Origin of the sequence: Prosthecobacter sp. (genome assembly GCF_029946185.1) — a bacterium.
Lineage (GTDB): Bacteria > Verrucomicrobiota > Verrucomicrobiia > Verrucomicrobiales > Verrucomicrobiaceae > Prosthecobacter.
The window spans coordinates 13,936-37,609 of record NZ_JAQSEA010000074.1; the positions used below are offsets into that span (position 1 = coordinate 13,936).

At 59.9% G+C, this 23,674-nt stretch carries 29 protein-coding genes; 16 read left to right on the forward strand and 13 right to left on the reverse strand.

What is annotated here, in order from left to right; translation table 11 throughout:
- Positions 1-43 precede the first annotated feature (43 nt).
- Together PSV43_RS05510 and PSV43_RS05515 are read left to right on the forward strand one after the other, a co-directional pair.
- Positions 44-544, forward strand: a complete 501-nt coding sequence (locus PSV43_RS05510; RefSeq protein WP_300194536.1) for a peroxiredoxin — start codon at positions 44-46, stop codon at positions 542-544.
- 186 nt (positions 545-730) lie between these two features.
- Positions 731-2,155, forward strand: coding sequence for a class II fumarate hydratase (locus tag PSV43_RS05515; protein WP_300194537.1), 1,425 nt, complete (start codon positions 731-733; stop codon positions 2,153-2,155).
- A 12-nt stretch (positions 2,156-2,167) separates the two neighbouring features.
- Here PSV43_RS05515 and PSV43_RS05520 read toward each other — a convergent pair whose 3' ends face one another.
- The 4 genes from PSV43_RS05520 to PSV43_RS05535 form a co-directional block, all read right to left on the reverse strand.
- Entirely contained in the window at positions 2,168-2,497 is a 330-nt protein-coding gene (locus PSV43_RS05520; protein WP_300194538.1) for a hypothetical protein, read from the reverse strand.
- Positions 2,498-2,570: 73 nt separating this feature from the next.
- Positions 2,571-2,783, reverse strand: a complete 213-nt coding sequence (locus PSV43_RS05525; protein ID WP_300194539.1) for a hypothetical protein — start codon at positions 2,781-2,783, stop codon at positions 2,571-2,573.
- Positions 2,784-2,963: 180 nt separating this feature from the next.
- The gene (locus tag PSV43_RS05530; protein WP_300194540.1) at positions 2,964-3,485 is read right to left on the reverse strand and encodes a universal stress protein; all 522 of its coding nucleotides are present in this window, start codon (positions 3,483-3,485) and stop codon (positions 2,964-2,966) included.
- A gap of 95 nt (positions 3,486-3,580) precedes the next feature.
- Positions 3,581-4,033, reverse strand: a complete 453-nt coding sequence (locus PSV43_RS05535) for a hypothetical protein (RefSeq protein WP_300194541.1) — start codon at positions 4,031-4,033, stop codon at positions 3,581-3,583.
- A gap of 116 nt (positions 4,034-4,149) precedes the next feature.
- Between PSV43_RS05535 and PSV43_RS05540 the strand changes: the two genes are divergently transcribed.
- From PSV43_RS05540 to PSV43_RS05555, 4 genes are all read left to right on the forward strand, one after another.
- The gene (locus PSV43_RS05540; RefSeq protein WP_300194542.1) at positions 4,150-4,590 is read left to right on the forward strand and encodes a hypothetical protein; all 441 of its coding nucleotides are present in this window, start codon (positions 4,150-4,152) and stop codon (positions 4,588-4,590) included.
- 6 nt (positions 4,591-4,596) lie between these two features.
- Positions 4,597-5,448 (forward strand): alpha/beta fold hydrolase, encoded by an 852-nt coding sequence (locus tag PSV43_RS05545; RefSeq protein WP_300194543.1) that lies wholly within the window; start codon positions 4,597-4,599, stop codon positions 5,446-5,448.
- Between the two features lie 65 nt (positions 5,449-5,513).
- On the forward strand, positions 5,514-6,107 hold the full coding sequence (locus PSV43_RS05550; RefSeq protein WP_300194544.1) for a plastocyanin/azurin family copper-binding protein: 594 nt from the start codon (positions 5,514-5,516) through the stop codon (positions 6,105-6,107).
- Between the two features lie 19 nt (positions 6,108-6,126).
- Positions 6,127-6,543 carry an OsmC family protein gene (locus PSV43_RS05555; RefSeq protein ID WP_300194545.1) on the forward strand — a complete coding sequence of 139 codons (417 nt, stop codon included), beginning with the start codon at positions 6,127-6,129 and terminating at the stop codon, positions 6,541-6,543.
- 260 nt (positions 6,544-6,803) lie between these two features.
- On the opposite strand, the gene PSV43_RS05560 is transcribed toward PSV43_RS05555, so the two are convergent.
- Positions 6,804-7,520, reverse strand: coding sequence for a hypothetical protein (locus PSV43_RS05560; protein WP_300194546.1), 717 nt, complete (start codon positions 7,518-7,520; stop codon positions 6,804-6,806).
- Between the two features lie 22 nt (positions 7,521-7,542).
- Positions 7,543-8,262 carry a DUF1080 domain-containing protein gene (locus PSV43_RS05565; protein ID WP_300194547.1) on the reverse strand — a complete coding sequence of 240 codons (720 nt, stop codon included), beginning with the start codon at positions 8,260-8,262 and terminating at the stop codon, positions 7,543-7,545.
- A 98-nt stretch (positions 8,263-8,360) separates the two neighbouring features.
- Between PSV43_RS05565 and PSV43_RS05570 the strand changes: the two genes are divergently transcribed.
- A complete protein-coding gene (locus PSV43_RS05570) occupies positions 8,361-8,798 on the forward strand; it encodes a VanZ family protein (protein ID WP_300194548.1) in 438 nt (145 codons plus the stop codon).
- Here the strand turns inward: PSV43_RS05570 and PSV43_RS05575 are convergent.
- Both PSV43_RS05575 and PSV43_RS05580 read right to left on the reverse strand, forming a co-directional pair.
- Complete coding sequence (locus tag PSV43_RS05575; RefSeq protein ID WP_300194549.1) at positions 8,761-9,963, reverse strand: complex I subunit 1 family protein; 1,203 nt, start codon at positions 9,961-9,963, stop codon at positions 8,761-8,763. The two genes, PSV43_RS05570 and PSV43_RS05575, sit on opposite strands and share 38 nt — an antisense overlap.
- Before the next feature lie 140 nt (positions 9,964-10,103).
- Positions 10,104-10,463 (reverse strand): DUF4282 domain-containing protein, encoded by a 360-nt coding sequence (locus tag PSV43_RS05580; protein ID WP_300194550.1) that lies wholly within the window; start codon positions 10,461-10,463, stop codon positions 10,104-10,106.
- A 190-nt stretch (positions 10,464-10,653) separates the two neighbouring features.
- Between PSV43_RS05580 and PSV43_RS05585 the strand changes: the two genes are divergently transcribed.
- From PSV43_RS05585 to PSV43_RS05620, 8 genes are all read left to right on the forward strand, one after another.
- Positions 10,654-11,739 (forward strand): TraR/DksA C4-type zinc finger protein, encoded by a 1,086-nt coding sequence (locus tag PSV43_RS05585; RefSeq protein WP_300194551.1) that lies wholly within the window; start codon positions 10,654-10,656, stop codon positions 11,737-11,739.
- A 23-nt stretch (positions 11,740-11,762) separates the two neighbouring features.
- Positions 11,763-11,936: a 50S ribosomal protein L33 gene (rpmG, locus tag PSV43_RS05590; RefSeq protein WP_294397372.1), complete on the forward strand. Its 174-nt coding sequence runs from the start codon at positions 11,763-11,765 to the stop codon at positions 11,934-11,936.
- Between the two features lie 18 nt (positions 11,937-11,954).
- Positions 11,955-12,194, forward strand: a complete 240-nt coding sequence (gene rpsR, locus PSV43_RS05595) for a 30S ribosomal protein S18 (RefSeq protein WP_294397375.1) — start codon at positions 11,955-11,957, stop codon at positions 12,192-12,194.
- Between the two features lie 87 nt (positions 12,195-12,281).
- Entirely contained in the window at positions 12,282-13,070 is a 789-nt protein-coding gene (gene folE2, locus PSV43_RS05600; RefSeq protein WP_300194552.1) for a GTP cyclohydrolase FolE2, read from the forward strand.
- Complete coding sequence (locus tag PSV43_RS05605) at positions 13,067-14,107, forward strand: L-threonylcarbamoyladenylate synthase (protein WP_300194553.1); 1,041 nt, start codon at positions 13,067-13,069, stop codon at positions 14,105-14,107. The genes folE2 and PSV43_RS05605 overlap by 4 nt, the downstream gene beginning before the upstream one ends.
- Before the next feature lie 95 nt (positions 14,108-14,202).
- A complete protein-coding gene (locus tag PSV43_RS05610) occupies positions 14,203-14,589 on the forward strand; it encodes a hypothetical protein (RefSeq protein ID WP_300194554.1) in 387 nt (128 codons plus the stop codon).
- 7 nt (positions 14,590-14,596) lie between these two features.
- Positions 14,597-16,237, forward strand: a complete 1,641-nt coding sequence (gene murJ / locus PSV43_RS05615; protein WP_300194555.1) for a murein biosynthesis integral membrane protein MurJ — start codon at positions 14,597-14,599, stop codon at positions 16,235-16,237.
- A gap of 7 nt (positions 16,238-16,244) precedes the next feature.
- On the forward strand, positions 16,245-16,844 hold the full coding sequence (locus PSV43_RS05620; RefSeq protein ID WP_300194556.1) for a hypothetical protein: 600 nt from the start codon (positions 16,245-16,247) through the stop codon (positions 16,842-16,844).
- Between the two features lie 149 nt (positions 16,845-16,993).
- Here the strand turns inward: PSV43_RS05620 and PSV43_RS05625 are convergent, their stop codons facing one another.
- From PSV43_RS05625 to PSV43_RS05640, 4 genes are all read right to left on the reverse strand, one after another.
- Positions 16,994-18,256, reverse strand: a complete 1,263-nt coding sequence (locus PSV43_RS05625; protein WP_300194557.1) for a hypothetical protein — start codon at positions 18,254-18,256, stop codon at positions 16,994-16,996.
- A gap of 30 nt (positions 18,257-18,286) precedes the next feature.
- Positions 18,287-19,069: a phosphodiester glycosidase family protein gene (locus PSV43_RS05630; protein ID WP_300194558.1), complete on the reverse strand. Its 783-nt coding sequence runs from the start codon at positions 19,067-19,069 to the stop codon at positions 18,287-18,289.
- A gap of 6 nt (positions 19,070-19,075) precedes the next feature.
- Positions 19,076-21,031 carry an alpha-1,4-glucan--maltose-1-phosphate maltosyltransferase gene (locus PSV43_RS05635; RefSeq protein ID WP_300194559.1) on the reverse strand — a complete coding sequence of 652 codons (1,956 nt, stop codon included), beginning with the start codon at positions 21,029-21,031 and terminating at the stop codon, positions 19,076-19,078.
- Positions 21,032-21,189: 158 nt separating this feature from the next.
- Positions 21,190-22,110 carry a sugar phosphate isomerase/epimerase family protein gene (locus tag PSV43_RS05640; RefSeq protein ID WP_300194560.1) on the reverse strand — a complete coding sequence of 307 codons (921 nt, stop codon included), beginning with the start codon at positions 22,108-22,110 and terminating at the stop codon, positions 21,190-21,192.
- A gap of 51 nt (positions 22,111-22,161) precedes the next feature.
- Here PSV43_RS05640 and PSV43_RS05645 point away from each other — a divergent pair, with 51 nt between their 5' ends.
- Positions 22,162-23,358 (forward strand): alpha/beta hydrolase, encoded by a 1,197-nt coding sequence (locus tag PSV43_RS05645; protein ID WP_300194561.1) that lies wholly within the window; start codon positions 22,162-22,164, stop codon positions 23,356-23,358.
- A gap of 2 nt (positions 23,359-23,360) precedes the next feature.
- Here the strand turns inward: PSV43_RS05645 and PSV43_RS05650 are convergent, their stop codons facing one another.
- Positions 23,361-23,663, reverse strand: a complete 303-nt coding sequence (locus tag PSV43_RS05650; RefSeq protein WP_300194562.1) for a hypothetical protein — start codon at positions 23,661-23,663, stop codon at positions 23,361-23,363.
- Positions 23,664-23,674: the final 11 nt, after the last annotated feature.

Consider the following 23,674-nt stretch of genomic DNA (forward strand, 5'->3'; position numbering starts at 1 on the left):
ACCTCGTATGATGATGAAAAAACGTCTCTTCCTTCTTACCGCCATGTCATTGCTCAGCTCAGTCTTTGGAACTGCCGTCGCCGGCGAAGGCGAAAAAGTCAGCTACCCCGCTCCGGTGGTTTCTGGCGTCAATCAAGACGGTGCCACGGTGAATTTCGCCGATGTGTACAAGAAAGGGCCGACGGTGGTCTTCTTCTACCCGAAAGCCGATACTCCGGGCTGCACCAAGCAGGCCTGCTCCCTGCGGGATTCCTTTGCCGAGCTCTCCAAAGAGGGCGTGCAGGTGCTGGGCGTGAGTTTTGACAAGGCGGAAGCGCAGAAGGCGTTCAAGGATAAGTTCACGCTGCCCTACGACCTTATCGCCGATCCTGATGGCAAGATCGTCGAGGCCTTCAAGGTTAAGAAGATGCTCAAAGGGCTGCTTTCACTCGCCTCACGCAGCTGCTTCCTCATCAAGGACGGCAAGGTCGTCTGGCAGGACTATTCGGCTTCCACTGACAAGCAGGCCGCTGACATCAAGCGCGTGCTGGCTGAAACGAAATAAGCCGGGTTATTATCGTTTAGTTTTTTAAAGCCGGGGGTCGGAAACGATCTCCGGCTTTTTGTTTTTAATGCTGCAGTGCAGCACTTTTTTCAAAAGTGATCCCAAGACGCTGCCGCGATTGCTTGGTGCCAGACCCTTGAGCAGCTTAAGTGATGCCCGCACCTTTTAACAAACGTATCTCCTGCCATGAACACCCGCACTGAAACAGACAGCATGGGGAACATGTCCGTGCCAGCGGAGGCGCTCTACGGGGCGAGCACCCAGCGCGCGGTGCTGAATTTTCCGGTCAGCGGGCGGTGTGTGCCGCTGCCAGTCATCCATGCCTACGGCCTCATTAAATGGGCTGCCGCGTGTGCGCATGAGGGCCTGGGTCTGCTGCCCGCAGACAAGGCCGCCCTCATCGGGCAGGCCGCGCTGGAGGTGGCCGAGGGTGGGCATGATGCGCAGTTCGTGATCGACATTTACCAGACGGGCTCTGGCACGAGCACCAACATGAATGCGAACGAGGTTATCTCAAATCGTGCGTGCCAGATCGCAGGGAAGCCTCTGGGCGCGAAGGAGCCCGTGCACCCGAATGACCATGTGAACATGGGGCAGTCGAGCAACGACACCTTTCCCACGGCGGTGCACATCGCTGTCGCCCAGGAGTTGAATGAGAGGTTTCTCCCTGCGCTGGAGGTCCTGCAGCAGGCGCTGACGGCTAAGGGCGGGGAGTTTTGGGACGTGCTCAAAATCGGCCGCACGCATCTGATGGATGCCACGCCGGTGCGCCTTGGTCAGGAGTTCAAGGGGTATGCGCGGCAGGCTGAGCTCGGCGTGGCTCGCGTGCGCACGGCGCTCAGTGCCATCATGGAACTGCCACTCGGCGGCACGGCAGTCGGCACCGGTTTGAATGGCCACCCGGAGATGCCCGGACGCGCCATCGCCCTCATCGCCGGAAAGGCCGGCCTGCCCTTTCGGGAGGCGCAGGATCACTTTGAGGCCCAGTCTGCGAAAGACGGCCTCGTGGAGGTCAGCGGCCAGCTTAAGACCGTGGCCACCAGCCTGTTCAAGATCGCCAATGACCTGCGCTGGCTGAGTTCGGGCCCGCAGTGTGCCATCGGTGAGATCAGTCTGCCCGCCACGCAGCCCGGCAGTTCCATCATGCCCGGCAAGGTGAACCCCGTGATGTGTGAGAGCCTCATGCAGGTCTGCGCCCGGGTCATGGGCAATGACACCACCGTCACCTGGTGCGCCGCCAATGGGAATCTGGAGCTGAACGTCATGATGCCCGCGCTCGCCGCCGCGCTGCTGGAAAGCATCGAGCTGCTGACCAACGCCACCACGCTCCTGAGCAGGCGCTGTGTGGATGGCATCGTGGCAAACCGGGAGCGCTGCACGAGTTTCATCGAGCACAGCCTTGCCATGGTCACGGGCCTGAATTCCAAGATCGGCTATGACAAGGCGGCGGAGATCGCCAAGCTCAGCGCGAAGACGGGAACGCCCGTGCGCCAGCTTTGCCTGGAACGCCTCAGCGAGCTCGGCATCACCGAGGCCGAACTTAACGAAGCGCTGGATCCTGCCCGGATGACGAAGCCGGATGCGGGCATGGTGGGCGGTGGGGGTGGGTGACAGCTTCCTCGTTCAATCGTCTTGAATCAGCAGCGCCCTAAAACCTGCTTGCGTAAAATGGTGATCTGCATTGAGCGCATCTTTTACCTCGTTCTCCTTCATCACCACGAAAGAGATGCAGTCAGTCAATGACCATCCTTTGTCGGGGCGGGCGGCGAACAGCTCGATCCCACGTTGTAACAACTCAGAAGATACTGGAACCAACGTCACATCCGGTCGTGTCCGCACCATTTTGTCCACCAGCATGAAGTCCGCCCGATCCGTCGGATCTGGAAACGCCGCTCCCAGTTCCAGAAGAATGAACTCCGTAGTGACAATGTGGGCGGTCACGCCACGAGACATGGCCACAGCTGATGATGGCATTGATCTCGTCGGTTGAGCAGCGCTTCAAACCAGACTGTATCCGCAAACACCTTCATTTGCGCGCCGAGCCGTTCAGGTATTGGTCGTGGTTGAGGGCCATGTCCGCCGGCCAGTCACGATCCTTCGCCAGTTTCAGCAGCTCCGCGGCGAACGGCATGAGCGGACGTTCATCTTTCACGACGACCTCCACCTGAGCCCCCTCCGGCAGGCAAACTTCTTCCGGAAGAATGACAACATCATTCTCGACTGTGCCTGTGAAGCTCATGGCTTCTAGGATGCTCCATTGGGCGCATGTGGGCAAGTGCCATCCCCCCTGTGTGAAGAGTCACCCCTGAGGGCTCCCTCGGAAAAGCTCAAACGAAACGCATCAAGTGTCTTTGCCTCCAAGCGCCCCCCCCCCCTGAAAGGGAGGAAGAGGAGGATGTGCCTGCTTGGCGCAGCTACCTCACAGGGGCAGGGGAATACCAGCCATCGCGCCGCCCAGCACGTCCGTCTCTTCGTCACGGGCTTTCCTGGCTGCCGCCTTTACCAGATGGGTCTCCGGTGCGGGCACGCTTGGGATGACGATCACGGGCCGGCTGGCGTGGCGGATGACGCCTTCGGTGAGGCTGCCTACGATCAGTTGATACAGCGCGCCGTGGCCGTGAGAGCCCATGATGATGATATCTGGGTCGAATTGGACGACCTGATCCAACACGGTGTCCAGCAGAAGGCCGCCAGACAACTGTGCCCTCGTCTGGACGCCGTGATTGATCAAAGTGTCGCGCATGACGAACAACTCCTGCTGTCGTGATTTGAACAGGTCGGGTGGGACGGCTGGAGGCGCAAAATCCACCACCAGTGGTTCTGGCGGCACGACATGGACGAGGACGACTTCACTCCCGAAGGCCTTCGCATGCGCCTCTGCTTGATCGAGAACCCTTGGAGTGACGTCGGAAAAATCGATGAGTGCAAGAATGGTTTTCATGGCTTGAAAAGAGGGATGGTTGGTGCGCCTTGCGGCACCCCTCATCAAAGGATACGTTTTTCGACCGCCTTACGGGTGGGGCTTTTTGCCCGGCCTCAGAGTGGAATCCACTGCAAAGTCGTCTTCTGGGGCGTGAGCCCTGCGACGGCCTGATAAGGTGGGCTGGCAAGGATGGCCTTCTCAAACTCCATCAGCTCAGCAGGGGCGTTGCAATCCAGCGTGCCTGGCTCCAGCGCCCGCAGGGCGGGAGTGGGGGCGTAGTGCAAGATCAGTGACATCTCGCTCATCCCATCCACTTCTTCATTGCCCGGTTCGATGAAATGGCGGGCGATCTCCAGTTGGAAATCCGGCTCGGCACCCTGCTCATTGAGGCCCCATTCGAAACAAAGCGTGTCGCCTCCCTCTTCCATGACGCATTTGTCCGCACGCACATCGAGGTAAAATACCGCCATCTGCGCCAGTGCTGCGGCCGGAGTCAGTTCTTCCACCGTCATTCCGGCGGTGGTGACGGCGGCTTGAAATGTGCTGATGGAATCGGCGGGGTGCATGGTTCAAAAAGGTATCGCGGCGCGAACCTGACATGGCCGTATTAAAAGGGGGGATGAGGAAGAGGCAGATTTTTTTGATCGCCTTTCCAGATGGCTTCGCTCAGCATGTTTGTTTCATGAGCTCCGCACCCCCTCCCATCCTAGTGCTGGCTATTCTTGGCATCGTGGTCTCGGTGATCATGCTGATCACGGTGTTTCGGGTGCGCCGCTGGGGCTTGAAGGTGCTGCTGGTGCTGATCGCGGGATTGACGCTGGCCCCGTCGGGACTGATCCTCGTGTCGGTGAATCCTGAGTGGGTGGATGCGCGCTTTCGCAGTTACAAAGACTTTTATGAAGGAATCCAGCTGGGCATGACGCGTGAGGAGGTGATGGCCCTGCAGGTGCAGCTTTACCCCGCAGACGGTCCCCGGCGGCCCCCGCACATCATGGTGGATGAAATCGAAAGCCTGTCGTTTTTCATGGACCCCGAGGACCCTGAAAGCTGCGTGAACTGCGAGGCCATCCTCCTGTCGCTCAAGGATGCCAAAGTGGTCGCCAAAACCTATTCACCTGACTGAATTCCCATGCCGCTCTGGAAACGCCTGCTGCGCCTCGGTGCCATTGTTGTTCTTACGCCTGTGATCTTTCTGCTCAGCTGCCAGTCCCGTCTCATCTACCACCCGAATCTTTACCGGGCGGAGTATGAAACCCTGCTGAGCAGCGCCAAGGGGGAGCGCCTGCACTTTGAGACTTCCCAGGGTCGCCAGACGGTCTTCTATATCCCACCGCGCTTGCCTTCCACCGGCCTGCCGCAGACGGTCTGGCTCTGCTTTGGCGGGAATGGGGCGCTGGCGCTCGATTGGCTGCACGACACCGACCTGTGGGATGACCGCTTTGCCTATCTGCTGGTCGATTACCCGAGCTATGGCGAGTGCGCGGGCAGCCCGAATCCGGCGCGGATTCGTGAGAGCAGTAAAGAAGCCGTGGCGGCGCTGGTACAGCACCTGCACACCTCTCAGGCGGAGCTGCTGCCCCACCTGGCGGTGCTGGGGCATTCGCTGGGCGCTGCGGCGGCCCTGATGGTGGCGGATGATCTCGACATCCGGCGCGGGGTGCTGATGTCCCCCTTCACGACGATGACGGACATGGGCCGCGTCGTGCTCGGCTGGCCGCTGTGCTACCTGAACCAGCACCGCTTCGACAACCGCAAAACGTTGGGCCACATCGCTGCACGCGCAGGGGCGCGTTTGGTGATTTTCCATGGCGCGGAGGATGAAGTGATCCCGGTGCGCATGGGGCGGGAACTGGCGGCGGCGCACCCGCAGGTGGTGACGTTTCATGCGGTGCCAGGCGGGCGCCACAATGACCTCCTGGACCTGATTTCACCGCAGATCGGCTGGGCGATGAAGGCGGTGGTGGCAGGCGCGAAGCGGTAAGGTACACGGTGGTTGCTTTCAGGCGCTACTGTGCTCTGGTGCCCGCTCAATCCCACCCCCAAACCATGTCCGCGCCCTCCTCTTCTTCGGAAAAATCCTCCTCCATCTGGTCTGTTCTCAATGTGATCATCGGATCTGTCATCGGCGGGGTCGTTCTGCTGTGGGTGCTGGCCTTTCTCTTTGACGGTCTGGGTTCCCTGCGTCCGAAGCCGAAAGCCGATGCAGCTGCGGCCACGACTGCTGCTCCTGCTGCCGCCGTCGCCGCCCCGGCCGCAGATCTGCCCGTGCTCGAGCTCACCATCAAGCCTGACACCGCCAATCCGCTGGCCTATGACACCAAGACCATCAGCGCCAAGGCAGGCCAGAAGATCAAGCTGACCTTCAACAACACCCATCCCACACTGCCCCAGCCCCACAACATTGTGATTGGCAAGCTCGGCACGAAGGACAAGATGATGACCATCGCCATGAGCGCCATGACGCTGGTGGACAAAGGCTACATCCCAGACTCCCCGGACATCCTCGCCCATACGAAACTGCTCCAGCCCGGCAACAGCGAAACCATCGAGTTCACCCTGCCCGCCGCCGGTGAGTATCCCTTCTTCTGCACCTTCCCCGGCCACGTTGCCATCATGAACGGCATCGCCACCGCGCAGTAATTTTTTACCTTTACCGACCATGGCCGTCTCCATAAGCGTCGAATACGAAGGCGGTCTGCGCTGCCGGGCCACGCATGGCCCCTCGCAAAACCAGTGCATCACCGATGCGCCCGTGGACAACCACGGCAAAGGCGAGTCCTTCAGCCCCACCGACCTCGTCGCCACGGCGCTGGCCACCTGCATGGCCACGGTCATCGGCATCAAGGCGCAGCAGAAGGGCTACGACATCGCCGGCATGAAGGTCAGCGTGGAAAAGCACATGAGCGCAGACAGCCCGCGCCGCATCGTCGGTCTGCCCATCACCATCCAGATCCCGCTGCCCGAAGATCATGCGGATCGCAAGCTCCTCGAAGCCACCGCACTCGGCTGCCCCGTACACCACAGCGTGCACCCGGACATCGACAAGCCGGTGACGTTTGTGTGGGGCGCTAAATAGGCGGGTGCAGTGCAAGCATACCGCCTGCGCTGCCGTGCAGACCCAGCCGGAGGCTTGGGCTGCTAGTGGGCCATCCTCCTTCCTTACCCGTTAACGAAGCATCTTTGAAAGCCACTCTCCCCAGTGAAAGCCTGATAAAGCGGGTTCTGGAGTGGAAAGGAAGCTGGAAAGGAGGCGGTGGGCGTGGAAACGAAAACCAGCCACGTTCCTGTGGAAAAGGGAGTCCTAGTTACACCGCCACAAGGTGCTCGCAGCTTTTCCTACCGCACCCAGCGTGCGCCGCTGGAAAGGCCCACGTGCCAGTTGCGCAGGTGCATGTCGGAGTAGTCGGTCTTGCCCTGGGCACCGACCATGGTGGTGCCGGTGGCGCGTCTCCAGGCTTTGCTGAAGCTTTCAGCCGTATGGCAGCCCCAGCTCTGGCAGTAAGCCTTGGAGGCGAAGGCCCGGCTGCTGATCTTGCGCAGGTCATTCTCATGCAGCCACGCGGTGGAGGTGGCATACGTGTCTGAGCTGTAGTCAAACATGAAGCTGTACTTGTTCGAGTGGCCGAAGTACTCGAAACCGGAGATCTTCAATCCACTGCGCCCGGAAGCACCGTTGTTGATGTAGCGGATCAGTTCGTCCGTGCTGCGGAACCAGACGAGGTTGATGTAGGGGTAGGCCTTGGTCACGGACTCCACATTCTGCGTCAGCGGCTGGTGCTCGGCGGCGGCGCGGCGCACATAGGCGTCGCGATACACCAGCCAGGTGATGCGCGTGTTGGACGGGTGCGTGCTGTGGATCTCCTGCATGCGCACACGGGCGGTGCGGATGAAATTGCCCCACCAGCGGTCATGCTGCTCTCCGGGCCGGCGCAGATCTTCAAACCCGCGTGCCGCAGGCCCACCGCTGACGATGAGGTATTCGGTGTCTGCGGCGGCCTTGGTGACAAGGCCGCAGGTGAGCAGGAAAAGCGTGGTGAAAAGCAGGCGGGTCATGACGGGGGCTAACTAAGCACGACTACTTCGTTTCGACGAGCTTGAAGTTCTTGAACTGCACGACCATCGGCGGGCCGGCATGGATCTGCAGGGCCAGCAGGCCTTCCTTCGGCGCGTTGGCGGTGTCCTCGTCGGTCACGTCGATGGTCTGGAGTCCGTTGATGAAATGTTGTACGTGGTTTCCCTTCGCAACGATGCGATATTCGTTCCAATCTTCCTTTTTGATCGAAGCCTGGATCGCGGCGCTGTCTCCCACGCTGCCGGTCACTTCCACCACGGCTTTTTTGCCACCGTCAGCGGCGGGCTTGATCGTGGTCTTCTCACCACGCTTCGCCAGGATGCCACGACCGCGCTCTTCATAGAGAATACCGCTGTAGGTGGTGCCAGCTTCGAAGTCGGCCTGGTAGCCGCTGATGATGGGGCCAAATTCACCGGCAGGCAGTTCCTTGCTGCGGTACTGCACGCCCGAGTTGCCTTTTTCGATGCGGTATTGAAACGTCAGCTCGAAGTCACCCACGGTGCCGCCTTTCCAGACGAGGAAGGTGTTGTGCTTGAGGATGCTTTTGTCCGGGCTTTCATCACTCGCGGGAGTCCGGCCGGTGAGGGTGCCGTCCTCGACGCTCCACAGCTCCTTGTTGCCTTCCCAGCCGCTGAGGTCCTTGCCGTTGAAGATTTCTTTTTCCCCCGCGCTGGCGAAGGAAATGGCGGCGAGGAAGGTGGCGAGGGTGAGGTGCAATTTCATGAAGTGTGGTGGTGGGTCGGGCGAGGTTTAACGTGCAGGGCCGTGCTTGTCTATCGCTTTGCAGGTGGGGAGAATCGTGCTTGCTGTTTGATCCGGTCGTGATAATTCCGCGCACGATGCATCTGCCGCGCTTCCTCTCGTCTCCCTCGCTCTGGCGTTTTTTGGTCCTGCTGTGGTTCGGAGTGCTGTTCTGGCTGTCCTCCCAAAGCCACCTGCCGTCCCCTGCGAAGTTTGAGGGCGTGGACAAGATCGAGCACGTGATCTTTTTCGCAGCAGGCGGCATGTGCTTCCTGCTGGGGCTGCGTCTCGCCGGTTTCGCCCAAGCCACCAAGACCGCCATCCTCCTCACGGTGCTGTTCTGCGGCGCTGTGGGCGGCTTTGACGAGTGGCATCAAACCTTCACGCCCGGCCGCAGCGGTGGGGATGTGTGGGATTTCACCGCCGATCTATGCGGCGGTTTCATCGGGGCGTTTCTCGCTCTGATAGCGGAAAGGTGGCTCACTTCAGAGGAAACCACCACATCAGCAGCGCGGTGAGGAAGACGTTCGCGAGGGCGAGCTCGAAGAACACTTTCCAGCCGAGGGCCATGAGCTGATCGAAGCGGAAGCGGGGCAGGGTCCAGCGGATGATGATGAAGAAGACAATGAAGAAGAACACCTTGCCGAAGAACGTCGCGATGTGCAGCAGGCCGGTGTAAAGCGGCGTGGTGTCGGGCGTATAATGCAACTGCAGCGGGATGATTTTCTCCAGCAAAGGCCAGAAAGGAATGCTCCAGCCACCGAGGAACAGCGTCACCGCCAGGCCTGAGCCGATGATCATCGCGGCGTATTCACCCATGAAGAACAGGGCGAACTTCATGGAGCTGTATTCGGTGTGATAACCGGCCACGAGTTCCGTTTCGCACTCGGCAAGGTCGAAGGGCAGGCGGTTCGTCTCGGCAAACATCGAGACGGTGAAGATGACAAAGGAGATGACGATGGGCACCAGCAGCACCCAGCGTGCGACGCTGAGGCCTTCGCCCCAGAAGGGCAGCAGCAGCCAGCCGTTGGCATCTTGGAAGGCGGACATCTTGGTCAGATTCAGCTCGCCGAAAATCATCAGCACCGGGACGATTGAAAGGCCCAGCGAGATTTCATACGAGATCATCTGCGCACTGGCGCGCACGCCGCCGAGGAAGGGGTACTTGGAATTGGAGGCCCACCCGGCGAGGACGATGCCATACACGCCGAGGGAGGCGATGGCGAAGGTGAACAGCGGCCCGATGCTCAGGTCTGCGATCACCAGTTTGACCGGCTCGGCGATGCCGAGAAAGGAGAGGTTCAGCTCACTGCCGAAAGGCAGCACCACGCAGGTGAGCAGCGCAGGCACCACCGTCATGCAGGGAGCCAGCCAGTAGTAGAAAGTGCGCACGTGGGCAGGCACAAAGTCTTCCTTCAAAATGAACTTCAGGCCGTCTGCCGCCGCCTGGGCCAGACCACCGATGCCGAAGGGCTGCCAGTCTTTCTTGAAACCAAACAGAGTCAGCGGAACACCCACGCGGTTCGGACCCACGCGGTCCTGGATCACAGCGGAGATGCGTCGCTCAAAGTAAACGGCGATCGACACCAGCGGGAGAATGACCAGAAAAGTAAGGAAAACGATCTTCCCCACCGAAATGGCGAGCGCAAGGAGATCGAACGTGGCGAGCAGGGGAGTGGACATCGGCAAGCCGATTATCAGGACGCAATGAAGAGCGGCAACCCGATTTTGTGAAAAATTTCACAAGCTCCCCGGTTTGGAACCTAGGCAGGGTGCGTTGCAGCGCGCTGACGGGCGGGCGCCACACCCATCCCACGACTGACTTAGCGCATCGGCTCGGTAAACGAGCCCCGCTTGGACACAGGTCTCACGACCGGCTCGTCGGCCATGGGTGCCAGGTGCTCGGCGATGCGGAAGATCGCGAGGATCAGCTCCACGGTGACGCGTGCGATGATCAGGTAAAACAGCAAGGCCACCGGAGCCATGACGAAGCCCAAGAGGCCGGTGAACATCCATGACACGGCATAAAAAAGGGCTGCCAGCAGGCTCAGCACATACAGCATGCGCAAGAGGTGTGGAGTGACGAAGCGCTTGAAAGAGAGGTCCAGCACCAGGTCGAGCACCGCGCGGATCTGCTGCCACAGGCTGGAAAGTGCGGAACTGGAGGGGGGCTCGGCATTCATGGAGGAAGAGTAGGCTTTGCCCATGCAGGCGCAACCCGCCAAATCAGTCAGAAATGGGAACCTTGAGGCGGCGTTGGAATACTGGTTGCGTGTTTTGACAACCGCAGGCAGAATCCGCGCCTCTTTTTCCGCCCTGTGGCCAGGTGCATTAACAGAGACGTTTATCGACTAACCCACCACTGACAAAGTCATGCCTGCGAAACCCAAGAAACCCGCAGTTAAGAACAAGCCCGCTGCCAAGCCCGTGAAAAAGGCCCCTGTCAAGGCGGTGAAGTCGAAGAGCAAACCCGTTCCTGCCAAGCCCGCGGCAAAATCGAAGAACAAACCCGTTCCTGCCAAGGCCGCCAAGCCGGCGGCAAAATCGAAGAGCCAACCCATTTTGAAAAAAGCGGCGCCGCAAAAACCCGCCGCGAAGAAAACCTCCCCCATGCCTGTGAAGAAAACCGCCCCGACAAAAGCTGCTGCCAAGGCACCTGCCCCCGCAAAAAAAGCCGCCGCTAAAGCTGCTGCTCCTGCCAAGAAAGCCGCCGCCAAGGCCCCGGCCAAGGCTGAGAAGCCTGCTGCCAAGCCTGCTCCTGCTCCGGCACCCGTGAAGACCGCCCCTGTGGCCGCCGTGGCTCCGGCCAAAGTGTCCAAGCCTTCCAAGTCTACACCTGCCCCGCTGGTTCCCAAGGGTCGCACCTCGGTTTCCACCTCCGGCACCCCGCGCTCACGCCTGAATCGTGAAGAAGAAGGCATCACCATCGAAATCGCCAAAGGGCCGGTGAAGATGACCCCCTTCCTCAAAAAGCAGAAGCAGCGCCTGATCGAACTGCGCGACGCCTACCTGAACTCCATCGAAGGCGTGGCCAGCGAAACCATCCGCAATGAAAACGGCGACGCCTCCGCTTTCGGCATGCATCAGGCCGACGCCGGCAGTGATGCCTATGACCGCGACTTCGCCCTCAGCCTGCTCGGCAAGGAACAGGACGCCCTCTACGAAATCAACGAGGCGCTCAAGCGCATCGAAACCGGCACCTACGGAATGTGCGAAGGCACCGGCGTCATGATTCCTGAAGAGCGCCTGGAGGCCATGCCCTTCGCCCGTTTCTCCGTCACCTATCAGGAAAAGCTGGAGCGCAGCCAGATGAGCGGCCGCTGGAGCCGCCCTGTCCACTCCCTCTTCGGCCTCGACAATGCCGACGACGCATCCGACGACGACAAGGACGACGATGACGCCGCTCCGAGCTCTTCGAACAACAACTCAGGCGAATCGCTTGACTTCTCCAAAGAGTGATCTAGCCTCAGTGCCCCAAATTTATGCCGCGAGAAATCATCACCCTTGAATGCACCGAAGCGAAAGCCGCAGGTATGCCACCCTCCCGCTACGTGACCACGCGGAACAAGAAGAGCGTCCGCACCCCCGGTCGTCTTGAGAAGGTGAAGTTTAATCACTTCATGAAAAAGCGCACCCTTCACCGCGAAACCCGCTAATTTTTACCCAAGACTGCCATGCAACCGAAGACCAAAGAACGCATGTCCAATTTCCGTCGCGCGAATCGCAAGATGCCGCGTCGCCGAGTGGACATCCCGGTGGAAAAGATTTCCTATACCAATCCTGAACTGCTCGCCCGTTTCACCACGGAGTCCGGCAAGCTCATCCCCCGCCGCATCACTGGTCTTCCAGCCTGGCTGCACCGCGTGGTCGTCCGTGAGATCAAGCGCTCCCGCGCTGTGAACCTCATGGCCTGATTTTCCAGGGTCTGCCCTTAAAGGGTCCCTTTTGATCTGCTTCCCACTGTTGCAATTCGCGGCAGTGGGAAGTTTCATTTCCAGCCTATGTCCGCCCTTTCCGACACGCAAAACGAACGCGATGACCGCCGTCTGCCCATTGATCGCGTGGGCGTGCGCAGCTTGCGCTTTCCCCTGAGCATCCGCGACCGTGATGCCGCCGTGCAGCACACCGTCGCCACCGTTTCACTGGCCGTTGATCTGCCGCACCAGTTCAAAGGCACTCACATGAGCCGCTTTGTCGAGGTGCTGCATGCCCACGGCACGGAGCTCACTGTCTCCAACATCGTCGCCATGCCGCACGAGTTGATGAAAAAGCTCCACGCTGACAAAGCGCATGTCGAAATGCGCTTCCCGTATTTCCGCGCCAAAAAAGCCCCCGTCTCCGGCGCCGAGGGCCTGCTCGACTACGGCGTGATCTTTGAAGTGAACACGGACAAGGACAAAACCGATTTCGTCCTCACCGTGGAAGTGCCCGTGACCACGCTCTGCCCCTGCTCCAAGGCCATCAGCGCCCGGGGTGCCCACAATCAGCGCGGCACCGTCACTCTCGCCATTCGTTTCAGCGAACCCGTCTGGATCGAAGATCTCCTCGAACTCGTTGAACAAAGCGCCAGCAGCGAATTGTACAGCGTCCTGAAACGTCCTGACGAAAAATTCGTCACCGAAGCCGCCTACGACAATCCCGTCTTCGTCGAAGACCTCGTGCGCAACATCGCGGTGAAAGCCAAGGCGCATTCGCGCATCACCTGGTTCCGCGTTGAAGCAGAAAATTACGAATCCATCCACAATCACAACGCCTGGGCGGTGATTGAAAGCCACACATCGCCATCATGAGTTACGTCACCGCCGTTCTGCCCACCGACCAGCCACCGCTCATGCACCAGGCGGTCGATGAAGCCGTCCGGCTGCTGCGCGAGGGCGAAATCGTCGCCCTGCCCACTGAAACCGTCTATGGCCTCGCGGCCAACGCGCTCGACGCGGAAGCCGTCGCGAAAATCTTCGAAGCCAAGGAGCGCCCCACCTTCGACCCGCTCATCGTCCATCTGGCCAGCAAGGAGCAGATTGATCTCGTGGCCGACGTGCCGCCGGAGATCGCTGCGACGCTGAAGAAAATGGTCGAGCGCTTCTGGCCCGGCCCTCTCACCATCCTGCTGCCCAAGAAGCCCATCGTGCCCGACCTCGTGACCGCAGGGCTGCCGACCGTCGCCGTACGCGTCAGCTCCAATTCGATTTTCCGCCGAGTAATCACCGATCTCGGCAAACCCATCGCCGCCCCTAGTGCGAATCGTTTCGGCTCCATCAGCCCGACGTCTGCCAGTGCCGTGCTTGCGGAGCTCGAAGGTCGCATCCATCTCATCGTTGATGCCGGCGCCTGCATGTACGGACTGGAGTCCACCATCATCAAGATCGAGCCCGGCAGCCCGAAGATGTTCATCACCATCGTGCGCCCGGGTCCTATCACGGCGGAAGATTTGAAACTCTATGGCAAAGTGCGCTACGCCTCCCGCACCGTCGTCGATGAGGCCACCGCCGCCCCCGGCCAGCTCGCCTCGCATTACGCGCCCAAGACGCCCCTGCGCCTGCTTGAGCGACCTCAGGATTTCATTCCTGAAGAAGGCAAACGCTACGCCCTCCTCAGCTACCGTGGCGAAGAAAAGGACGGCTACCTCAATCTCTGCGAATGGGAAGAAGTCATGATGCTCAGCCCCGGCAACGGCAAGCTGCCCGAAGCCGCCGTGCGCTTCTTCTACGTCCTCCGCGCCCTCGACAAGCTCGGCGTCGATGAAATCATTGCAGAACCGTTGCATGAACATGGCATGGGAATCGCCATGATGGACAAACTGCGCCGCGCCAGCGGCCGCTACACGTAGCGCAACCGTCTCGGTTGCAGTCCAGCGTAGCGCAATCGCGCGTAGTACAACCGTCCCGGTTGCAGTTCGTCCCATCCGCCCCATCATCGCCACGATTGCAAACGTCCCCTCTCAATCTCTTCGACGACTTCACGTATTTCGATCCACGTGCGGACATCGATTTTTCACGTCGCAAGCCTGCATCGGCGACACCGCCTTCGCTGGATGCAGAACGTTCTTTGGCCCCAGCATGCCATCCGGCCTGCGAAAGCGGTGTCGCGCCCAAGCTTGCCACCGCACTCCAAGACGCTTCGCGTACGCGGGAGCGCTGGAGCTTGCAAGAGCGCGCCAGCGTCTTGGAGTGCGGTGACAGAGATGCATGGCGCAAGCCTGCATCGGCGACACCGTTTTCGCCAGCCGACCACGAGGTCAACGACCCTTGGCGTATCCTGCATGCTCAGGTCAGCTCCGTGTGCAAATGGATCAGGCTCAATGACGCATAAAGCTCCCATGAATGACGCTACTCCATCAGCTCCGGTAGCCCCCAAGCCGGAATCCAACTCCACTGCACGATCCACCGGGGTCGTTTCCATTGCCATCCTCTGCAGCCGTGTCCTGGGACTCGTGCGGGACCAGATGCTGAACGGCTACTTCGGCTCCGCCTTTGCCGGCATCTTCACCGCCGCCTTCCGTACGCCGAACATGCTGCGGGATCTGTTTGCCGAAGGGGCGCTCTCCACCGCCTTCGTCACCACGTTTTCGAAAAAGATGAAGACCGAGGGCGACGAGGCCGCCTGGGAGCTCGGGCGCAAGATGATCTCGCTGTCGATGTGGTTCATGAGCATCGTCGCCATCGCCGGCGTGCTGCTCTCGCCGATCATCTTCCGCCTGCTGACGCCCGGTCTGAGTGAAGAGGCCAAGGTGCTCGGCATCTGGCTGGCGCAGATCATGTATCCATTCATCGCCATCGTGTCCGTCACGGCGCTGGTCATGGGCATGCTGAACTCGAAGAAAGTGTTCTTCATTCCCGCCGTCGCTTCGGCGTTCTTCAATCTCGGCTGCATCGTCGGCGGCGTCGCGCTCGCGTGGATCATTGATCCCGGCTTCCGTCATGGACATGTCAGCGAAAGAGGCCTCACCGGCTTCGCCATCGGCACCTTGATTGGCGGAGTGCTGCAGCTCGCGGTGCAGCTTCCTTCGCTTTATCGCGTGGGGTTTCGCTTTCGCTTCGACTTCGGCTGCAAAGACCCGGCGGTGAAGGAGGTGTTGCACCTCATGTGGCCCTCCATGCTGGCCGCCAGCGGCACCCAGGTCGCGGTGCTGCTCAATACCATTTTCGCCACCTTCACCGAGGGACACGAAAAATCGCTCGCCTGGCTGGCAAATGCGCAGCGCCTTCAGCAGCTCCCGCTCGGCCTCTTCGGCGTCGCCGTCGCCACCGTCACACTGCCCATGCTCTCCCGCCTTGCCACCGAAGGCATGACGCCCGCCTTCCGCAGCGCCTTGGCGAAAGGACTGCGCCTGGTGCTCTTCCTCACGTTGCCCTGTGCGGTCGGTCTCGCGCTACTTTCGCAGGAGATCATCTCCGTCATTTTCGAGCACGGCAAATTCACCGCCGTGGACGTGCAAAACACCGCTGCACCGCTCCAGGCCTATGCCTTTGGCCTGATCTTCTACGCCGCCATCAAGGTGCTTCAGCCTGCGTTCTACACCATCAACCGTCGCTTCATTCCGATGATGGTCAGCATCGGCGTCATCGTGTTCACCGGGACCGTGAACTCCATCACTGTCTTTGTTTTGAAGTGGGATCACACCGCGCTCGCCTGGGCCACGGCGGTCGGTCTCTCGCTCAATTTCCTCACGCTTTATCTCTGCATGCGCAAGTTCGCCTCCGGCCTCGAAACCGGCTCTCTGGTGCAGTCGCTCATCAAGCTCCTCGTCGGCATTGCCGCCATGTCCGCCGTCTGTCTGGCGGCGAAGTACACGATCATGGCGGACTGGTCGCACCTGAACTTCCTGCTGCGCTGCGCTGGGCTGGGCGTCAGCATTGCCACTGCCGCCATCGCTTATTTCGCCGTCACCAAAAAGCTCAAGGTGGAGGAGGCGGGCGAATTTCTCTCGTTGCTAGGTCGCCGCTTTGGCAAGAAGTAACCGGCCTATGCCGCTCCAACGCTTCTGGTTCCAGGTCGTCGCCTTTCTTGCCCTTGTGTGGACAGGGGTTGGCGTGGTCATGTGGGTGACGGAAGACTCCGTGTTCTCACCGGAAAAGACGCTGGCCCTCATGGCGAATGCACCCTGGTTAGCGGATGAGGACTTCTCCGAGGCGAAGCGCACAGCCTACCTCGACAAGGTCACCAGCACCGTCATCAGGCTGGACTTCAACCAGCGTAGCACGATGCGCGAGGACGGCCTGGAAACCATGGACCGTTTTTTCAAATCGCTCACCGATGAAGAAAAAGGCGAGTATGTGAATCGCACCGTGGAGGAAAACTTCAAAGCCGTGATGAAGGGCCTGGAAAAACTGCCCGTCGAAGAGCGCCGCCGCATCATCGGCGGCATTCAGCGCGAGATGAAAAAGAAAGCCGCGAAGAATCCTGAGATGCAGATGATCCTGGACCAGGACGTCGCCAGCTTTGAAAAATCCTTCACCAAGGACATGGGCCTCTTCTTCAAGGAAGCCCCCCTCTCCATGAAGTTGGAGATGGCCCCAATGTTCGAAGCCATGCAAGGGCGCATGCAAGGGCTGCGGGTGCGATAGCAGCCCTCTCGCTCCGCGAGAGGAGCACAACACCCCACGCAAACACCTTGTAGCAAATGCCGCAGGGCCGTGTGTGACGCGACAGCTCTGTGCGAGACTCGCAACGCTGGGCTCATCTCGCAGAGCGAGATGGCTACTGTTTGGCACAGCTACTTTTTCCAGCCCATCGGCTGCGTCCAGGCCATTTCAGTCTGGCCTTTGAATGACGGATTCGGATGCGGCTTTGAAGAGACAACCGTCGCGCGGAAGTACAATTCCTTGCCGGTGGGTTTCCAAACGATCTCGCTGCCTTCGATCTTCGCCAGCGTTTTGCCCACATCCTCGGAGTAAAGCTTGCGGGTGGGATAGGTGTCGCCCGGGGGCGTTTTGACGTCCTGTGTCGTCGCATCAAAGCCTTGTAAAGTGCCTCGGATCACCGTTTCATATTTGACTCCGGGTTCGGCATGAATGCGGATTCGCAGGGTTCCGTCGGTGAAGCTTACGTCATCCAGAGTGACGCCGGAAGAGGCATAAAAATCGCCTGCTTTCATGGCGTTCACGAGTTCATTTGGATCGAGCTTTGAAGCGCGCACCATCACCCAGCCGCGCCCGGGGCTGCTGTCTTCGCCGTGGTAGTGATGGGCGTCATCCGTGCCCACGCCATACAGCGGCGGGGCCTTGAACTGCGCGATGCGCAGCGTGTTCGCAATGTCCCACAGCTTCTCGTGACCCACGCGCGTCTCATCTCCCAGCCAGTTGATGCCTGGATGGCCATTGTAGATCTCCCAGAAATTTTCTTCCAGGACCGCCGCCATGTCATCCGCCGTAAAGGCCCAGCGGAAGTTTGGATGGTTGATATGCGTGAACATGGGGATGCCGAGCCGTTTGGACTGCTCATTCACCATCTGAAAGTTCGCCCGCATCACCTCCTGCACGCTGCCGAGGTCTTTGATCGGCTTGATTTCTTCACGCAGGTTCACTGCGCCCAGATGCACCGGCACCTTGCCGATTCCCGCGCTGATTTCTTCCGCCTGCACGAGCAGGAATTTCCCCGGCTCTTCAAACTTGGGCCGGTATTCCTCCAGCTTCTTCAGCCGCACTTCAGTCGCTCCTTCTTTCTCACGGGTTGTCACCCAGTCATCACCAAAGCGGGCGCGATATTTGTCCATCGTCGTCTTGCCCAGCGCTTTGCGCCGCTTTTCGACTGCGGGCACGCTCATCCACACCTCTTTCGCCTGGAGCACGTTGTGGTCAGAGATCGCCAGGAAATCGTAGCCATGCTCCTTGTACCAGTCCGTGATCATCTCGGGAAAGTCATTCCCATCGCTCCATAGGGAGTGAGTGTGCGTGTTGCCCTTGTACCATTTCGCCTGCTGGGCGCTGGCGGTGGAGATCAATCCGAGGACGAGGAGGCTGAAGATGGTGGATCGCATTCTTTTCGAACGTATCGAAACCGCCACATCTCACTTGGAATTTCGCGGCACGACAGCAATGGCATTGCGCACCGCCCAACCGGGTTTTTCAAACTGCACGGCACCGGATTCGCTGCGGCACCACAGGCTGGTGGAAGGGCCGCCATCAAGATTGAGCGCCCGTTGCACCTTCATCTCTGTGATGATGCCGGGCGTGACGAGGATGTGAGCGAGTTCGAGTAGTCCGGTGCGTTTACAGGTGCCGATGGCCCAGTGGCCAGCTGCATCGGTCATGATAAAGGTGCGGTGGTTGCGCGGCTCCGGCTCCTTCGTCGGTGGCACCGGCCAGGGGCGGCCATCGCTGACCAGCCAGGGACTGCACTGCACGAAATTACTGATTTCGGGCGTGTCGTTGAACTCATTATCCCAAACCAATGATGCAGTTCCCTGCTTTACCATCAGTCCTCCGACCCATTGGCCCACGATGAATTTGTTGCTGCGAACACCTTTCGCGATCTCCAGCCCTACGGGCCCAAGGTCATCATTGCCTGGATTGAAGTAACCGCCATTGCAGACTGCCAGCGCTTTCTCTGCGCGCCCGATTTCATCAAGCGACCGGGCTGTTTTGCTGTCGCCATTGGCGACCACTCGCAACTCACACTGCTTCTCATCGAACAAGACTAGCCTGATCTCCGCCTTGGCTGGCCCGGAGATTTGTTTGACGACATACACCGCCCCATGGCCCATGGGGGCAGCTTTGGACGATGACACCAGCCGCCACTGCTGTGCCTGCGCACTGCACGTCAGCACCAGCAGGCAGAGCATAGGTTTCATGTCACCTCACTGCTCCACCTTGAAGATGTGCATCGACATACCGTTGGGGTGCAGGGCGACGTAGTTGTCCACGCCGCGCCATTCGTAGGTCTGATTGTGCATGAGGTCGGTGACCTTGTAGGGACGGCTGCCGTCGAGGCCGAGGGCCGCCAGATCGATGTGCACCGTGCCGATGGCGGGCTGAAGGGCATCGTGGCTGATCACACAGAGAATGCGATTGCTGAAATCAGGGGTGACTTTGCTGTAGCAAATCATCTCGGCGTGATCGGCGCTGTGGAAGCTGAGATTGTCGTAGAGATGCAGCGCGGGATTGTCGCGGCGGATCAGGTTGAGCGCACGGATGAAGGCGGTGAGGTTGCCGAGTTGATTGTAGTCGCGCTGCTTCAGCTCGTATTTCTCGCTGTTGTCGTACTCCTCCTTGCCGGGATACGGGTCGTTTTCACAGAGTTCGTAGCCGGAGTACATGCCCCAGCAGGATGACATGGTGGCGGCGAGCGCGGCGCGTATGCGGAACATCTGCGACGTGGCATTCTGCAGGTGGCCGGGCAGGATGTCGGGCGTGTTGGGCCAGAAATTCGCGCGGTAATACCAGCGCATGTCCGTGCGCGTAAGCTCGGTCGCGTATTCGATGAGTGCTTTGGGATCTTCACGCCAGGTGAAGTAGGTGTAGCTCTGCGTGAAGCCCACCTTGCCTAGAATCTGCATCATCTTCGGTTTGGTGAAGGCCTCAGCGAGGAAAAGCACATCGGGATCCTTGCGCTGTATGGTGCCGATGAGCTCCTCCCAGAACGCGACGGGCTTCGTATGCGGATTATCGACGCGGAAGATTTTCACGCCACGATCCACCCAGAACTGCACGACTTCGATCAGCTCTTTCCACAGATTGCGCCAGTCGTCGCAATGGAAGTTCAGCGGATAGATGTCCTGATACTTCTTCGGCGGATTTTCGGCGTAGCGGATGCTGCCGTCCGGGCGCTGGTAGAACCATTCGGGATGGTCTTTGACATACGGGTGATCGGGCGAGCAATTCAGCGCAAAGTCGAGCGCGATCTCCATGCCGCGCTTCTGCGCTTCTTTGACCAGCCACACAAAATCCTTCTCCGTGCCGAGCGCCGGCTCGATCTTGTAATGTCCGCCTGTCGGCCCACCGATGGCCCACGGACTGCCGACGTCGTCGGGTCCGGCTGCGAGCGTGTTGTTTTTGCCTTTGCGGGCCGTGACACCGATCGGATGAATCGGTGGGAAGTAGATCACATCAAAGCCCATGTGTGCTGCGTGGTCGAGGCGGCCCAGGCAATCGCGGAAGGTGGAATGCTTGTCGCTGCGGCCTTCGGCACCACGCGGGAAGAATTCATACCAGGCGGAATAGCGGGCACGTTCGCGCTCAGCGGTGGCGCGCAGCGTGTCGGAAGTGGTGGACTGCGAGCGGTCTGGATACTGATCCATCAGGTTCTGCATCTCGTCGGACAGCAGCACGTCCATGAGGTCCGCAGGCTTCACCGATGTGAGCAGATCAGCGCAATCTTCGAGCTGAGTCCCTGCTGTGGGCACGCCAGCGGTGCGTGCGCGCTTGCCAGCCTCACGCAGAAGTCGTGCGCCTTCCTGCGCCTCGATCGGCGCATCGGGGTCCTGGGTCTGCACCCGCACCGCAAAGGTTTTCTTCCATGAGCGGAAGCTGTCGCCCCAGGCCTCGACAACGTATTCCCAGCGCCCCGCTTTGGAAAAGCTGCACTGGCCCTGCCAGCGGTCGTTATCCACCAGCCTCATCGGCGCTTCAAACCAGCGGCGCGAGCCCGTCAGCCGCCAGCGCAGCATCGCGCTCATCACATCGTGGCCATCCTTGAAAATGTCGCAGGAGACATCCAGCGGCTCGTCGATCACGCGTTTGACCGGATACCGACCGCCATTCAAGCAGGGGCTGAAGTTATCGATGACAACGGTGGTGGTGTATGAGGTAGCCATGGAGGAAAAGGGGAGGGTTACGATTGTTTGACTGTTGTTTACAGTCGTTGACGGAGGTTTTCAAAGAGGTTCCGCTCCGCAGAGCTTGTGGAGGTGCATGGGCATAACCCTGCCTTGGTAGGGGAAACCACCGCAAACAATTGCCAACCACTGTAAACTCAACTCAGCAAAGGTCTTAGCATGTCGCAAATCTCCGGCACTCGCACAAACGGGTCTTCCTTTGTTTCGAACTCCAGCGTGAACCAGCCCTGGTAGTTGGCGTCGCGCATGATCTGGATCACGCGCTTCACGTCGCTGGGTTCGTTTTCGCCTTTTTTGACACCTTTGCGGCTGATTTCCATCTTGAGCTGCACATTGACCGCATAGGGGGCGATCTTGGCGAGATCGGCGTACGGGTCTTCGGTGTGGAAGTTCCCGCTGTCCAAGTTGATGCCCGCCCAGGGGCTCTTCGCGGCCTTCACCATCTTGATGAGATTTTCCGGCTCAGCGACGATGCCGCCGTGGTTTTCCAGACCGAGGAAGACGCCTTTCTTGGCGGCGTAGTCGAGACACTCCTGGTAGGATTCCTGGCAGTTTGCCACCGCCTGCTCCTCGCTGAGTTCTTTGGACTGAGGTCCGGCAAACACACGGATGTGCGGTGCACCCATGATCGCAGAATAGTCGATCCACTTCTTCGTGTAGGCGATCTGCTCGCTCAGCTTCTCGCCTTTCGGCAGTGCAAAGTTGTTGCCCACGGCGGTGCCAGCGAGTTGCACACCACGCAGATAAGCACGGCGTTTCACTTCAAGCAGGAACGCCTCGTCCACATCCTTCGGGAAAAAGTAGCTGGTCACTTCCGCGCCGGGCACGTTGTTGTCGCCGCACCAGTCGATGAAATCGAGGATGCTCCACTGCGGGCGGTCACCCTTGGGCTTCTGCTCCTTGTCACGCATCCACTGGAAGTATTCGCGGAAGCTATAGGCGGCGACGCCGAGCTGCATGCGGCTTTTGCCGGGACGCTTGATGGGCTCAATGGCAGGCAGGGTGGAGACGCTGAGCGCGCCAAGGCTGGTGGAAAGAAAATGACGACGTGAGATCATGGCGGATGAAAGAACGGGTGGAAAAGACAGGATTAACAGACTTCCACCTGCATGAACAAGCTTTCTCTTTTTGCCGCCGCCCTCTTTTTCACCTCTCTAGCCCTGGCCGAGCCTGTGAAGGTCAAGCTCTGGCCTGAGGGCGCACCGGGAGCGAAAGGCAACGAAGACAAGGACCAGCCCTTCATCAACGTGTGGGCGGCAGCCAAGGACAAAGCGAATGGCGCTGCGTTCGTTGTGTGCCCCGGCGGCGGCTATGGCGGTCTCGCCGCCGACCATGAAGGCGTGCAGGTGGCGAAGTGGTTCAACGGCCTCGGCGTTTCGGCCTTCGTGCTGCACTACCGCCTCGGAAGCCAGGGCTACCACTTTCCTACGCAGCTCATCGATGTGCAGCGCGCCATCCGCCATGTGCGGGCGAATGCGAAGGCGTATGGCATCGATCCAAACCGCATCGGCATCATCGGTTTCTCCGCCGGAGGCCATCTCAGCTCCATGGCGGCCACGATGTTTGACGAAAAACCCGCCGGTATGACGAATGACGCCGTCGATCAAGTCAGCGCCCGCCCAGATGTCGCCGCACCGACTTATCCCGTGATCTCCATGATCGAAGACTACGGCCACAAAGGCTCGCGCAAAAACCTGCTCGGCCCGAATGACAACGACGAACTGGCGAAGCACGTGAGCACTGAGACACGCGTGACGGCCAACACGCCCCCCATTTTCATCTTCCAGACCGATGAGGATACCGTGGTGCCCGCCGAGAATGCCGTGGCCTTCTACCTCGCCTGTCGGAAGAACAAAGTCCCCGCTGAACTCCACATCTACCGCCCCGGCCCGCATGGCGTGGGCCTGTACCTCGGCGATCCCGTGATCGGCACTTGGAGCGGTCATTTGCGCGACTGGCTGCGCAATCAGGGCTTTCTCAAACCGATGAAGCGCACCGCCATCAATGGCAAAGTCACCGTGAATGGCACCCCGGTGAGCTGGGGCAGCGTCGTTTTCGCCTCCGCAGATCCCTCCGCTCCGGTGGCCTGCGCGCGGGTGATGCACGGCAAGTTCAAGCTCGACGAAAAAACCGGCCCCATCCTTGGCAAAGTGAAGCTGACCGTGAGCTACAGCGCCGCTGATGTTCCGGGTCTGGAAACGGCGGATGGCACCGCAACCACGCATGAGCAAAAGCCCGGCGCAGGTGACTGGAATTTCGAGGTTACCGAAGGTGCGAAGGACGTGGATCTGCAGGTGACACGTTGAATCTAAAGCAGGCTAAACACCCCGTAGAGAATAACGGCCAGGCCGAACAATGCCCCTGCCATCCAGGAAACGCGCGAAAACGTCGTGCGAACGCTGGGCCAGCGCCACGCGACAATTCCAACGATGACCGCATTGACTGACAGCACCCCCAGGATGGTGCCAGCAATCAGGATGAAGGTCCCGAGTCCGTTGGACTGTGGCCCGTTCTCTTTGAAGCCAGCGATCATGCTGCCGAGCACCACCAGCGCCACGGGAGGTAGCGCCAGGGAGAGCGTGCTGTAAAATCGGGCGAGCGTGGTTAACATGAATTTTCGGG